General features: G+C 64.4%; 17 protein-coding genes. 10 read left to right on the forward strand and 7 right to left on the reverse strand.

Going from position 1 to position 13,058, the window contains the following annotated elements:
* Positions 1-253: 253 nt before the first annotated feature.
* Complete coding sequence (locus QCM77_RS44275; RefSeq protein ID WP_279661429.1) at positions 254-676, forward strand: hypothetical protein; 423 nt, start codon at positions 254-256, stop codon at positions 674-676.
* Positions 677-966: 290 nt separating this feature from the next.
* A complete protein-coding gene (locus QCM77_RS44280; RefSeq protein WP_280096945.1) occupies positions 967-1,104 on the forward strand; it encodes a hypothetical protein in 138 nt (45 codons plus the stop codon).
* Positions 1,105-1,143: 39 nt separating this feature from the next.
* Here QCM77_RS44280 and QCM77_RS44285 read toward each other — a convergent pair whose 3' ends face one another.
* The 3 genes from QCM77_RS44285 to QCM77_RS44295 form a co-directional block, all read right to left on the reverse strand.
* Positions 1,144-1,290, reverse strand: a complete 147-nt coding sequence (locus QCM77_RS44285; RefSeq protein WP_007596790.1) for a hypothetical protein — start codon at positions 1,288-1,290, stop codon at positions 1,144-1,146.
* Positions 1,291-1,621: 331 nt separating this feature from the next.
* The gene (locus QCM77_RS44290) at positions 1,622-2,104 is read right to left on the reverse strand and encodes a MaoC family dehydratase (RefSeq protein WP_279661431.1); all 483 of its coding nucleotides are present in this window, start codon (positions 2,102-2,104) and stop codon (positions 1,622-1,624) included.
* Complete coding sequence (locus QCM77_RS44295) at positions 2,104-2,556, reverse strand: MaoC family dehydratase (RefSeq protein ID WP_279690629.1); 453 nt, start codon at positions 2,554-2,556, stop codon at positions 2,104-2,106. The genes QCM77_RS44290 and QCM77_RS44295 overlap by 1 nt, the downstream gene beginning before the upstream one ends.
* Positions 2,557-2,740: 184 nt before the next feature.
* On the opposite strand from QCM77_RS44295, the gene QCM77_RS44300 reads away from it, so the two are divergent.
* Positions 2,741-3,037 carry a DUF4282 domain-containing protein gene (locus QCM77_RS44300; RefSeq protein WP_279661433.1) on the forward strand — a complete coding sequence of 99 codons (297 nt, stop codon included), beginning with the start codon at positions 2,741-2,743 and terminating at the stop codon, positions 3,035-3,037.
* Between the two features lie 113 nt (positions 3,038-3,150).
* On the opposite strand, the gene ychF is transcribed toward QCM77_RS44300, so the two are convergent.
* The 4 genes from ychF to QCM77_RS44320 form a co-directional block, all read right to left on the reverse strand.
* Complete coding sequence (ychF, locus tag QCM77_RS44305; protein WP_279668729.1) at positions 3,151-4,248, reverse strand: redox-regulated ATPase YchF; 1,098 nt, start codon at positions 4,246-4,248, stop codon at positions 3,151-3,153.
* 5 nt (positions 4,249-4,253) lie between these two features.
* Positions 4,254-4,859, reverse strand: a complete 606-nt coding sequence (pth, locus tag QCM77_RS44310) for an aminoacyl-tRNA hydrolase (protein WP_279668730.1) — start codon at positions 4,857-4,859, stop codon at positions 4,254-4,256.
* A gap of 58 nt (positions 4,860-4,917) precedes the next feature.
* Positions 4,918-5,640: a 50S ribosomal protein L25/general stress protein Ctc gene (locus tag QCM77_RS44315; RefSeq protein ID WP_279668731.1), complete on the reverse strand. Its 723-nt coding sequence runs from the start codon at positions 5,638-5,640 to the stop codon at positions 4,918-4,920.
* A gap of 183 nt (positions 5,641-5,823) precedes the next feature.
* On the reverse strand, positions 5,824-6,075 hold the full coding sequence (locus QCM77_RS44320) for an accessory factor UbiK family protein (protein ID WP_279668732.1): 252 nt from the start codon (positions 6,073-6,075) through the stop codon (positions 5,824-5,826).
* A gap of 168 nt (positions 6,076-6,243) precedes the next feature.
* Between QCM77_RS44320 and QCM77_RS44325 the strand changes: the two genes are divergently transcribed.
* The 7 genes from QCM77_RS44325 to QCM77_RS44355 all read left to right on the forward strand — a co-directional run bounded on the left by QCM77_RS44325 (position 6,244) and on the right by QCM77_RS44355 (position 13,004).
* The gene (locus QCM77_RS44325; protein ID WP_280096946.1) at positions 6,244-6,975 is read left to right on the forward strand and encodes a dienelactone hydrolase family protein; all 732 of its coding nucleotides are present in this window, start codon (positions 6,244-6,246) and stop codon (positions 6,973-6,975) included.
* Between the two features lie 207 nt (positions 6,976-7,182).
* Positions 7,183-8,028, forward strand: coding sequence for a prolipoprotein diacylglyceryl transferase (gene lgt / locus QCM77_RS44330; RefSeq protein ID WP_280096947.1), 846 nt, complete (start codon positions 7,183-7,185; stop codon positions 8,026-8,028).
* 21 nt (positions 8,029-8,049) lie between these two features.
* The gene (locus QCM77_RS44335) at positions 8,050-9,168 is read left to right on the forward strand and encodes a class I SAM-dependent methyltransferase (RefSeq protein ID WP_280096948.1); all 1,119 of its coding nucleotides are present in this window, start codon (positions 8,050-8,052) and stop codon (positions 9,166-9,168) included.
* Positions 9,165-9,932, forward strand: coding sequence for a peptidoglycan editing factor PgeF (gene pgeF, locus QCM77_RS44340; RefSeq protein ID WP_279668736.1), 768 nt, complete (start codon positions 9,165-9,167; stop codon positions 9,930-9,932). Before QCM77_RS44335 ends, pgeF begins: the two co-directional genes overlap by 4 nt.
* A gap of 186 nt (positions 9,933-10,118) precedes the next feature.
* On the forward strand, positions 10,119-10,745 hold the full coding sequence (locus QCM77_RS44345; protein ID WP_280096949.1) for a hypothetical protein: 627 nt from the start codon (positions 10,119-10,121) through the stop codon (positions 10,743-10,745).
* 189 nt (positions 10,746-10,934) lie between these two features.
* A complete protein-coding gene (locus QCM77_RS44350; protein ID WP_211381483.1) occupies positions 10,935-11,888 on the forward strand; it encodes a ribose-phosphate pyrophosphokinase in 954 nt (317 codons plus the stop codon).
* 351 nt (positions 11,889-12,239) lie between these two features.
* Positions 12,240-13,004 carry a hypothetical protein gene (locus QCM77_RS44355; RefSeq protein ID WP_462804410.1) on the forward strand — a complete coding sequence of 255 codons (765 nt, stop codon included), beginning with the start codon at positions 12,240-12,242 and terminating at the stop codon, positions 13,002-13,004.
* Positions 13,005-13,058: the final 54 nt, after the last annotated feature.

A 13,058-nucleotide genomic window follows, 5' to 3' on the forward strand; every position in this document is an offset into this window, starting at 1 on the left:
AGACTCCCCCTCACCCCACCCTCTCCCCGCAAGCGGGGCGAGGGAGTCGAGCACCGACCGGGCCGCGCATTCACTTCGACGCGGCGGCCGGCGTTCAGACTCTCGTAACCATACGCCACGGCAAAACCCCCGAATGGACCGCCCTTGCCGCACCTCGGCCAAGTTGCGGCCAAAATCCGGCGCCCTAGTCCCTGGCTGACGTCGTCGTGCGGGGGAGACTCGCGCTGCGCTCAACGCGAACAGGGGAACAACGATGAACGCCATGCGTCCGGAAAAGACCGAAACCACCGAGACCGAGACGGTCGACACCAACCTCGCCGCAGTGACGGAAGTCGAAGCCGGCATCCGTGACTTCGTCCGCAACGACATCGCCTATCTGCGCCGTCCGGCGTCGACGACCACCGACGCGCCGCCGCTCGATCCGAGCGCCGAAGCCACCGTCACCAACGTCAACTCGCTGATCCAGCGCGTGGCCGGCACCTCGCTCGCCGAGATCGAGAATTTGATCTCCGAGCTCGAGAGCCTGCGCGACCTGCTCCACGCCGAAGGCCAGCGCGTCCAGCGCGAGATCTCCGGCTACGCCCAGCTCAGCCAGGCCGCGATGAAGTCCACCCGCATGATCGCGGACAACGTCTCGCAGTGGAAGCGCGCCGCCGACGGCCTGCGCAACAGCTGATCGCTGCCATCACGCGTCACCAGCCGCCGCGTTCCGAAAGGGGCGCGGCGGTTTTGATTCGTGGGTGTGTGATGGGGTGCGCACGCGCCCCCCACTGAAAGTGTCATCACCCGCGAAAGCGGGTGATCCAGTACTCCGAGAAGGTGCGGGACACGGAGAGGCCGCGGCGTACTGGATGCCCCGCCTTCGCGGGGCATGACAGCGGAAGGTGCGGTTTGAACCCTCCGGGCCCCAGCGCCGACCAATGCCAGGCGCCCGCAGCCTTGCGGCCGGGCTTGGGGACATTTCAGATGGAAAGCATTCGGCCCGACACCACGGACCCCATTCCGATGCGGCCCGCGCCGAACCAGTTCGGCACGATCATGCTGCGTTTTGTCGGATTGCTGGCGGTTGCGATCACCATATTGGCGTTCGTCTACAGCCGCTGAGGCGGGCCCTGATGCCGGTCCCGGAGAGTTAACGAAATCTTACCGGGCGGCTTCCACAGTCGAGGCTTCCAGGGTGTAGGCGCCATCGGCATAGCCCTTCACCACCATGCCGGCGACCAGCATCACGGCCAGCGTCGCGGTAGCAAAGATGAATCCGACCAGCTTGAGTGCGCCGCGGTCTGCCATGGTCCTCGTCCCCTGTACTCTGCCCAGATCGTTCAAATAGACAGCGACAGGTTCATAATTGGTTAGCAACTCGATGGTTCCGCCAACTGCTTCGCGGGAAAACCATGTTGCGCAGGCTTATGGCAGCCGCCCGGAATCGCGTCCATAGCGCGGGGGCAACAGTTCCGCGATTTCTCTTCTCCCTCGCCCCGTTCTTACCGGGAGAGGGTGGGGTGAGGGGCTCTCTCCTCACATGACATCATCGAGAGACCTGTACCCCCTCACCCGGATCGCAAGCGCGATCCGACCTCTCCCTGCAAGCGGGGAGAGGTTAAGAAGCGCTCGCTCGAGTCTACCCGCCCTTCGCACGCATCGGCACGAAGGCACTGGCGGTGATGGCGTAGACGTCCTCGCCGCGCTGGTTGGTGCCGGTGGTACGGGCGGTCAAGATGCCCCAGCCGGGACGCGAGGCGGAGCTGCGCTTGTCGATGACGACGTTGGCGTAAGCGACAGTGTCGCCGGCGAGCACGGGCCTGATCCAGCGCAGGTCGCGAAAGCCCGGCGACGGGCCCCACACCGCGACCTCCTCGCCGCGCGACGCGGCTTCCCGCGCCAGACGCTGGCCGTCGGCGACAAGCAGGCTCATGCAGGCCGAGCCGACATGCCAGCCCGAGGCCGCGAGCCCGCCGAACAGCGAATTCTTGCCCTCCTCCTCGTCGAGGTGAAAACGCTGCGGGTCGAACTTCGTGGCGAACGCCTTGATGGAGTCCGCCGTGAAAACGTAGGCGCCGATCTCGCGACGATGGCCGATCTCGATGTCCTCGAAGAACCGCATCAGACCGCCCCCTCGCGCCGCTTGATCAGGATCGGCGAGGTCATCTCGCACAGCGCCTGCCCCGCCGCGTTACGCACGGTGCATTTGAACTTGACGATGCCGAGCTCCGGGCGACTCTTCGAGGTGCGCGCTTCCAGTACGTCGACGTCGAGCATGAGGTCGTCGCCAGGTCTAAGCGGCGACAGCCAGCGCACCTCCTCGACGCCGGGAGATCCCAGCGAGGCGGCGCGGGTGATGAAACCGTCGGCCATCATCCGCATCATCAGCGAACAAAGATGCCAGCCCGAGCCGGACAGGCCGCGCAGCATGCTTTTGCCGGCGGCTTCCTCGTCGAGGTGCATCGGTTGCGGATCGAACTCGGCGGCAAAGGCCAAAATCTCGTCGCGGGTGACATGGCGCGGGCCGAATGTTCCGAACCGGCCGGGCGGGAAATCTTCGAAGGTCAGGGTCATCTTGGGAAGGGTTTGAGGGAATGACAGATTGTGGCCGCACTTTGCGGCAATCTCAACCCGCCGGCCCGCATGGCTCGTGCTACATTCGACGCGCCGGCGTTGGACTCTGAGTCGGATCAACCGAGGGCCAGGATCCACTTGCAAGGCCCGATTTGACAACACCTGAATTGCCCTGGGGAGAGCAATGTTTTCATTCAGTGACCTGTTTCAATGGGACCGCTTCATCACGCCGACGATCATCAAGACCTTCTACTGGCTGGTGATCGCGCTGATCTGCCTGTTCGGCCTCTCCGGCATCTTCTCCGGCCTCGCGATGATGGCGATCAGCCCGTTCGGCGGCTTCCTGATGCTGCTGTCGTCGATCGCGAGCGTCGTCGTCGGGGTCGTGTTCTCGCGCATCGTCGCGGAGCTGATCCTGATCATCTTCCGCATCAACGAGCATCTCGGCGCTATCAGGGATCAGGGCGGCGGGTTGCGGTGAGGCGTTGCTGTAGGGTGGGTTAGCCGAAGGCGTAACCCACCGGCTTCGTTCGGCAGACGCGAAAGCATGGTGGGTTACGCTGCGCTAACCCACCCTACGAGGCCGTCGATATCTTACGTATTAAACCTGAAATGCATCACGTCGCCGTCGGCGACGACGTATTCCTTGCCTTCGAGGCGGAGCTTGCCGGCATCGCGGGCGCCGGCTTCACCGTTCAGCGCGACGTAGTCGTCATACGCGATGGTCTCGGCGCGGATAAAACCCTTCTCGAAGTCGGTGTGGATCACACCGGCCGCGCCCGGCGCCTTGGTGCCGCGATAGATGGTCCAGGCGCGCGCTTCCTTCGGGCCCACCGTGAAATAGGTGATGAGGTCGAGCAGCGTATAGCCGGCGCGGATCAGACGATCGAGGCCGGCCTCTTCGAGACCCAGCGTCTCCAGGAAGTCGGCGCGTTCGTCACGCGAGATGGTGGCGATCTCGGATTCGATTTTTGCCGAGATGACGACGGCAATGGCGCCTTCCTTGGCAGCCTGGTCCTGCACCGCCTTCGAGAACGAATTGCCAGTCGCGGCCGAGCCTTCCTCGACGTTGCAGACGTAGAGCACAGGCTTGGACGACAGCAGGCCGAGCATCCCGAAGGCGCGCTCCTCCTCCGCTTTGCGCTCGACGAGGCGCGCGGGCTGGCCCTCGCGCAGCAGCACCAGCGTGCGATTGACGAGGTCGAGCTGCTCCTTGGCGTCCTTGTCGTTGCCCTTGGCCTTCTTGGAGAGGTTGTCGACGCGCTTCTCGAGGCTGTCGAGATCGGCGAGCATCAGCTCGGTCTCGATGGTCTCGATGTCGGCGAGCGGGGCGATCTTGCCCTCGACATGGGTGATGTCGGAGTCCTCGAAGCAGCGCACGACATGCGCGATGGCGTCGACCTCGCGGATGTTGGCGAGAAACTGATTGCCGAGGCCTTCACCCTTGGAAGCGCCGCGCACGAGGCCGGCGATGTCGACGAAGGTCAGCCGGGTCGGGATGATCTGCGCCGACTTGGAGATCGCCGACAGCTTGTCGAGCCGCGGATCCGGCACCGCGACCTCGCCGACATTCGGCTCGATGGTGCAGAACGGATAGTTCGCCGCCTGCGCCGCGGCCGTCTCGGTCAGCGCATTGAACAAGGTCGATTTGCCGACATTGGGCAACCCGACGATCCCGCATTTAAATCCCACGAGCGTTATTCCTTGCCGTTATCGTCCTTGGTCAAAAATCCCTTCGCCTGCATGGCGAGGTGCACCCTGTTGGCGAAGGTCGCATCCGTGCCTTTGGCAACCAATGCCGCGTGCTCGGCCACCGCCTCGCACAGCGTCGCCACCCAGTCATTGTCGGCCTTGGCGAAGTCCGACAGCACGTGGCCGTGCACCAGTTCCTTGACGCCGGGATGACCGATGCCGAGCCGCACCCGGCGGTACTCGTTGCCGATATGCGCCGAGATCGAGCGCAGACCATTGTGGCCGGCGATGCCGCCGCCGATCTTCACCCGCACCTTGCCCGGCGGCAGTTCGAGCTCGTCATGGAACACGGTGACGTCGCCCGGCGCGATCTTGAAGAAGCTTGCCGCTTCCTGAACGCTGCGGCCGGATTCGTTCATGTAGGTCGTCGGCTTGAGCAGGATCACGCGCTCAGTGCCGAGCGCGCCTTCCGAGGTCTCGCCCTGAAACCTGCGGCGCCAGGGTGCGAAACCATGACGCCGCGCAATCTCGTCGACGGCCATGAAGCCGACATTGTGTCGGTTACGTGCGAATTTCGCGCCGGGATTGCCGAGCCCAACAAAGAGTCGCATGACGCGGCGCGCCCCTCGCTCGGCACGCGGTCAGGGACCGCGCGCCGGCTTTGAGAGATTACTTCTTCTTGTCGCCGCCGGCGGGAGCCTTGGCAGCGGGAGCCTTGGCAGCCGCCGCCGGAGCAGCAGCACCCGCAGCAGGAGCGGCAGCACCGGCCGCCGGAGCAGCGGCACCCGCAGCCGGAGCAGCAGCCGCGGCCTTCTGCTCTTCGGCGTAGCCGGACGGCGGCACGATGGTGACGAGGGTCGCGTCCTCGGAGGTCAGCGCCTTCACGCCGGCCGGCAGCTTGATGTCGGAGAGATGCAGCGAGTGGCCGATTTCGAGCGAACCGACATCAGCCTCGATGAACTGCGGAATGTTCTCCACACCGCACTCGAGCTCGATCGCGTGCGCAACGATGTTCACGGCGCCGCCGCGCTTCACGCCGGGCGAACCTTCAGCCTTCACCACGTGCAAGGGAACGCTGATGCGGATGGTGGCGCCTTCGCCGAGCCGCATGAAATCGACGTGGATCGGGAAGTCCTTGACCGGATCGAGGTGGTAGTCACGCGGAATCACGCGGTGCTTATTGCCCTCGAGGTCGATGTCGACCAGCGTGGTCAGGAACCGGCCGGCGAGGATGCGCGTGCGCAGTTCGCGATCGTCAACCGAGATCGGGAGCGGGGGCTGGTTGTTGCCATAGATAACTCCGGGCACTCTCCCGGCGCGACGCTCTGCCCGGGCGGCCCCCTTGCCGCTCTTCGGACGTGCGGTCGCCTTCAATTCCTTGACGGTCGCCATAACGTTAAGTCCTTGTTTTTGCAAAAGTTAATGGGCCGCAAGGCGGCCCATGGCATACGCCGCAGCAAGCCTCCAGGGGTGCGGGGGCCGCGGACGTGGCGGGCTTTTACCCGGAAGACGCGGAAATGACAAGGAGAATGGGCCGCCGGGCGGAACCCGATAGTCCGGATGGAGCCGCCGGAGTTACCCGCCGAGCTTGGCCTCCAGCGCCGCGATGCGTGCTTTCAGGGCCTCGTTCTCCTCACGCGCCAGGCGCGCCATGTCCTTGACCGCGTCGAACTCCTCGCGCTTGACCAGGTCCATGTCGCGCAGGAATTTTTCGGCCTGGGTGCGCATCACCGTGTCGAACTCGCGCTTGACGCCCTGCGCGGCACCGGCGGCGTCGTTCATCAGGCGGCCGATCTCATCGAAAAACCGGTTGTTGGTCTGGGTCATGTCGGTCTCCTGGCGGCCTTCGATGAACTCTGCGCGAACTCGCAAGGAGACAATGGCAATCCGATTGGGCCGGTTCAAGAGCCGATCGGCGGTATCCTTGTCATGCCCCGGTTTCCTTGCAATCGTATTCAACGTCCCTGCATAAGAAGAATCACAAAGGCGCTCGAGATGATCGACCAGCAGATCGCGATCCCCACCAAGGACGGTCACACCGCAACCTTCATCACCCATCCCGAACGCGGCGGGCCGTTTCCGGTCATCCTGTTCTACATGGACGCGCCGGCGATCCGCGAAGAGCTGCGTGACATGGCGCGCCGGCTCGCGACATCGGGCTATTACGTGATGCTGCCGAACCTCTATTACCGCTCCGGCGTGATGGAGCTCGGCGCGCTGCCGGCCGATCCGAATGCGCCGGAGCGCAAGCGCATGTTCGCGCTGATGGGTTCGCTCACGATCCCCATGATCATGGACGACACGCGCGCGCTGCTGACCTATGCCGAGGGCCAGGCGGCCGCGAACACCAGGCTGATCGGCACTGTCGGCTACTGCATGAGCGGCCGCTACGCCGTCAACGCCGCCACGCATTTCCCCGATCGCGTCAAGGCCGCCGCCTCGGTCTACGGTACGCAGCTTGCGACGGATCAAGATGACAGCCCGCATCTCGCTTCTAGCAAGACCAAGGCCGAGCTCTATTTCGCCTGCGCCGAGACCGACATCTACGCGCCGACCGAGATCATCGAGAAGGTCAAGCAGGGCATGAGCGGCGCCAAAGCCGAGGTCGAGATCTATCCCGGCACCCATCACGGCTTCGCCTTTCCCAGGCGTCCGGTCTATGACCGCGACGCCGCCGAGCGGCATTGGGAGCGTCTGCTGGCGCTCTATCGCCGCAATCTCGTGTAGAACGGGATGGATCGGTCTATCCGCGAACTCGGTGCACCTCTCCCGCTTGCGGGGGAGGTCGGCGCGAAGCGCTGGGTGGGGGTTCTCTCCTCGCTGGGAGTCTTTCGGTGGAGACACCCTCTCCCCAGCCCTCCCCCGCAAGCGGGGGAGGGAGCGGACCTTCGTCCTGGTCACATATCGACCTTCACTTCTTGAAACCAAGGTGCGATGCAGCTTCTTCTCATCGACTTTCCCGCCTTCAAGCCGATCGCGATCGAGATCGGTCCGTTCGCGATCCGCTGGTATGCGCTGGCCTATATCTGCGGCATCGTGTTCGGCTGGCTCTATGCGCGCTCGCTCCTGAAGAAAGAGCGCCTGTGGGGCGGCCCGGCGCCGATGTCGCTGGTGCAGATCGACGACTTCATTCTGTGGGTCACACTCGGCATCATCCTCGGCGGCCGCACCGGCTACGTGCTGTTCTACAACCTGCCCTTCTTCATCGACCATCCCGCCGCGATCTTCAAACTGTGGGAAGGCGGCATGTCCTTCCACGGCGGCTTCCTCGGCTGCGTCGTCGCGGTGATGTGGTTTGCCTATCGCAATCACATCCCGATCCTGTCGCTCGGCGACATCACCACTGCCGTCGCTCCGGTCGGGCTGCTGCTCGGGCGCATCGCCAATTTCATCAATGGCGAATTGTGGGGCCGCGCCACCGACCCGGAGCTGCCCTGGGCGATGATCTTCCCCAACGATCCCGCCCAGCTGCCGCGCCATCCGAGCCAGCTCTATGAAGCCGGCATGGAAGGAATTTTGCTGTTCACGGTGCTCGCCATCATGATCCGCTTCGGTGCCCTGAAGCGGCCGGGCATGATCCTCGGCGCCTTCATCCTGACCTATGGTCTGAGCCGGATCGCCGGCGAGCATTTCCGCGAACCGGACGTCCAGCTCGGATTTCTCTGGGGCGGATTAACCATGGGCATGCTGTTGTCGATCCCGATGCTTATTGTAGGCCTCATACTTATTGTATTGGCAGTGAAGCGTGGAGCGCCGAAGTCCGCAAAGGCCATTCGTTAATTCCTCTTGAGAAGATAGACCGTGACCGAACAGCCGCTACTCAACGAGATCAAGGCGCTGATCAAATCCTCGGGCCCCATGCCGGTCTGGCGGTACATGGAACTGTGCCTGATGCATCCGCGCTATGGCTATTACGTCTCGCGCGATCCCTTGGGACGAGAGGGCGATTTCACCACCGCGCCCGAGGTCAGCCAGATGTTCGGCGAGCTGCTGGGATTGTGGACCGCCTCGGTGTGGAAGCAGATGGGCTCGCCGCAATTCCTGCGGCTGATCGAGCTCGGCCCCGGCCGCGGCACCATGATGGCGGATGCGCTCCGCGCACTCCGCGTGCTGCCCCCGCTGTACCAAGCGCTTCACATCCACATGGTCGAGGTCAATCCGGTCCTGCGCGAGCGGCAGGATGCGACGCTGTCGGGCGTGCGCAACATCGCCTGGCACGACAGCATCGACGACGTGCCTGAGGGGCCGAGCATCATCCTCGCCAATGAATATTTCGACGTACTGCCGATCCACCAGATGGTCCGTCACGAGAACGGCTGGCACGAGCGCGTGATCGAGATCGACGCCAACGGAAAACTTCAGTTCGGCGCGGCTTCCGAGCCGACGCCGCGGTTCGAGGTGCTGCTGCCGCCTCTGGTGCGCGCCGCGCCCGTCGGGGCCGTGTTCGAATGGCGGCCCGATGCGGAGATCATGAAGCTCGCGACGCGCGTGCGCGACCAGGACGGCGCGGCGCTGATCATCGATTACGGCCATCTGCGCAGCGATGCCGGCGACACCTTCCAGGCGATCGCGCGCCACACCTTCACCGATCCCCTGAAGGCGCCGGGCCAGGCCGACGTCACCGCCCATGTCGACTTCCAGGCGCTCGCGCGCGCGGCCGAGGATGTCGGCGCCCGCGTGCACGGCCCGGTGACGCAGGGCGATTTCCTCAAGCGCGTCGGCATCGACACCCGTGCCGCGGCGCTGATGCAGAAGGCGACGCCTGACGTCGCCACTGATATTTCGATCGCGCTCAAACGCCTGACCGATACCGGACGCAGCGGCATGGGCTCGATGTTCAAGGTGCTCGGCATCTCCGAGTCGCGGTTGACCAGCGTTGCGGGCCTCAGCGATCTCGAACGGGCCGGAGGCGGCTCATGACGCTTGCTTCGTCGCTGCTGTCGGCCGTGCCCGGCCTGCGCCATGCCTTCTTCACCCGCGAAGGCGGCGTCTCAGGCGGCATCTATTCCGCGCTGAACGGCGGGCTCGGCTCCAACGATGATCAGGCCCTTGTCGCGGAGAACCGCCGCCGCATGGCCGAGCATGTCGGCGTCGCGCCGGAACGCTTTCTCAGCCTGCACCAGATCCATTCGCCCGACGTCCTCGTCGCCGACACCCCGTGGCCGGGCAGGCCGCGGCCGAAGGGCGATGCGCTGGTGACGAAAGTGCCGGGCATCGCGCTCGGCGTCTCCACCGCCGATTGCGGGCCGGTGCTGTTCGTCGATCCCGACGCGCGCGTGATCGGCGGCGCACATGCCGGCTGGAAGGGCGCGCTCACAGGCGTGCTGGAGGCGACGATCTCGGCGATGGAAAAGCTCGGAGCCTCGCGCGGCGGCATCATCGCCGCGATCGGCCCGTTGATCCGCCAGGACAGCTATGAGGTCGGCAACGAGTTCGTGGCGCGCTTCATCGAGGCGGATGCGGACAATGCGATGTTCTTCATCCCGTCGGTGCGCGAAGGCCACGCGATGTTCGACTTGGCCGGCTTCATCCGGAAACGCCTGGAGGCCGCGGGCATCCTGATGATCGACGATCTCGGCCTCGATACCTATGCCGACGAGCGCTTCTTCAGCTACCGCCGCTCGGTGCATCGCAAGGAGCCGGATTACGGCCGCCACGTTCACGCCATCGCGCTCGAAGCGTGAACACAAGGGCAACACGCCGTCATTCCGGGGCTGGCGAAAGCGAGAACCCGGAATCCATCGCACAGCAACTGACGCGGTGAAATGGATTCCGGGCTCGCGCCAAGTGGCGCGCCTGGGAATGACGGCGCGTTTTGGCGCTCCCGCCCTAGACGTTAATGCGTTTTAACGATATCGCTGCCCTCCATAATGAGGGACGCGTCATTCATCTTGCGCCGCGCAGGTTCGCGTGTGCTGGCGGTCATGCTGCTGGCGGCTGCGACCGCGCTTGGCGGCTGTGCCGGTGGCGGTGGTTCCGCGAACTCCTATGCGATGGCGCCGAGCGCCGGCTCTGGGGCGACGGTCGCGTTCGAATCCATCGACGGGCCGCCGCCGCAAGTGTTCGACCGCATGGTCGGCGTGCTCGACAGCGAATCCAAGCTGCGCAGCCTGTCCGTGGTCTCCCGCGAGGGGACGGCCGCCTACCGCGTGCGCAGCTACCTCTCCGCCCAGATCGTGCGCGGCAAGACCGTGATCGCCTGGGTCTGGGACGTCTACGACGCCAACCAGCAGCGGGCGCTGCGCCTTTCCGGCGAGGAACCGACTGCGGCCAAGGGCGGCCGCGATGCTGCCCGGGATCCTTGGGGAGCTGCCGACGACCTCGTGCTGCGGAAGATCGCCCAGGCCGGATTCAGCGGACTTTCCAACATGATCAGCGGCACGCCGGATGCGCCGAGCTCGACTCCCGGCTTGCGCGGACCAGCGGTGGCGAGCGTGATCCCAGAGGCTCGGGCGGCCGAGATGCCGGCCTCGGCGCTCGGCTATGCCGAGCGATAACCCCCGCTAAACCACGGCCCCAAATTGCCGCCAAACCGTTGGCCAGACTCGGGATTTCGCAGGAAAACGTAGCATCCCGGGTTGCCATTGCAGCCCTCGGCCTGATATTTCCTCGCCCGTCGTAACCGTGCTCCGTGGGTATTCGAGATGTTGAACATCGTGTCCAGCAAAGCGCGGGAGGAAGCGTCCATGTCGGCCAAGAACGGCTCCATCAAGCTCGTCGCCGGCAACTCCAATCCGGCTCTCGCCCAGGCCATCGCGCAAGGTCTCGACCTGCCCCTGACCAAGGCGGTGGTACGGCGCTTCGCCGACATGGAAATCTTCGTCGAGATCCAGGAGAACGTCCGCGGCTCGGATGCCTTCATCATCCAGTCGACCTCGTTCCCGGCCAACGACCATCTGATGGAATTGCTGATCATCACCGACGCGCTGCGCCGTTCCTCGGCGCGCCGCATCACCGCGGTGCTGCCCTATTTCGGCTACGCCCGGCAGGACCGCAAATCGGGTTCGCGCACGCCGATCTCGGCCAAGCTCGTCGCCAATTTGATCACGCAGGCCGGCGTCGACCGCGTCATGACGCTCGACCTGCATGCCGGCCAGATCCAGGGCTTCTTCGACATCCCGACCGACAATCTCTACGCGGCGCCGCTGATGGTGCGCGACATCAAGGACAAGTTCGATCTCTCCAAGACGATGGTGATCTCGCCTGACGTCGGCGGCGTGGCCCGCGCTCGCGGCCTCGCCAAGCGCATCAACACCCCGCTCGCGATCGTCGACAAGCGCCGTGAGCGGGCCGGCGAATCCGAGGTCATGAACGTGATCGGCGACGTCGCCGGCTACACCTGCATCCTGATCGACGACATCGTAGACTCCGGCGGCACGCTGGTGAACGCGGCCGACGCACTGATCGCCAAGGGCGCCAAGGACGTCTACGCCTACATCACCCACGGCGTGCTCTCCGGCGGCGCGGCCGCGCGCATCGCGGGCTCGAAGTTGAAGGAGCTCGTGATCACCGACTCGATCCTGCCGACGGATGCGGTGACCAAGGCGCCGAACATCCGCACGCTGCCGATCGCCAGCCTGATCTCCGACGCGATCGCGCGCACTGCGGCGGAAGAGTCGGTGTCGAGCCTGTTCGATTAATTCATCTACGCCGGCACGATCGTAAGGTGGGCAAAGGCGCGACGCGCTATGCCCACCTTTTTTATTGCCGCCAAAGTGGTCGATACGCTTCGCTTTGCCCACCTTGCGCTAGCTACGCTCCTGTCCCTCAGGCTTCAGCTTCTCACCGACCACCTCAGCAGACGACTTGAGGAAACTCGCCGGCGCGCCTTGTCGCGATCCGGTTGACCAGCCGCGCGCCGAGTTGGCGAGCTTTCAGGCGAGAGGCCGGCAGGTTTCCGCCCTCGGCCAATATTGCCGGTTTGCGATCGTCACAATTATGATCTACTATAGGTAGATTATATACGAGATGCATTTTTAAGGAGATTTATCATGCGCGGCAAACTATCGGTCGGCCTGACGGCGGCGCTCGCCCTCTTCTTCGGGATCACTGGGGAGGCAGCGGTCGCGCAGAATACGGATGACGCGGCGTTGAAGAGCATGAACGCCTGCCTTTCAGGGCCCTCTCCCGGTTCCGAGAAGGATTTCATGATGGGCCTCAACCCCGCGCTGAATGCGCCGGACCGGATATCGTGGTGCATCTTCCTGTATGTGAATTCGAACGCGGCCTCGACCGGCAACAACAACGCGCTGTTCGAGACCTGGGCAACGGACAACGACACGTTCCAGACCAACCCATCCTGGCCGGGTCCGGGAACCGCCGAAAAACCGCTGCACCAGCCGGTTTTGCGTCAACTGATAGGGCAGCCGCAGGGTGGGCTCACGCCTTTCGTGCTGCCGTTCTCGTCGACCCAATGCCAGGCCGGGCAATTATGCGTCGGCGAGGAGGTGCGGCGGAATCGTGCGACCTTCGATTTCATCAAGGACAACAAGCTGTTCAGCCGCGCCGGCTTGAAGGCCTATGACAAGGCGATCGTGTTCCCGGCGGATTCGATCGAGGTCAAGGCGAACTGGGTACCGGTCAGCCAGCTCGCGCAATTCCTTGGCAATAGCGGTGCACCGGTGGACGCCAAGCTTTATCATCTCAACACCGTGTCCGAGAGCGGCCAGCAGATACAGTACGCGCTAGGGTCTGTTGGGATTCATCGGGAGTTTATCACGGCTGCGGCCAGATGGATCATGGCTGCGAAGCTTTGATCGGTCTTATCTGCGCGCAACGGGATACGTTTGAATTCCTTGAGCTTGCAGAAG

This window comes from Bradyrhizobium nivariense (genome assembly GCF_029846695.2).
GTDB lineage: Bacteria > Pseudomonadota > Alphaproteobacteria > Rhizobiales > Xanthobacteraceae > Bradyrhizobium.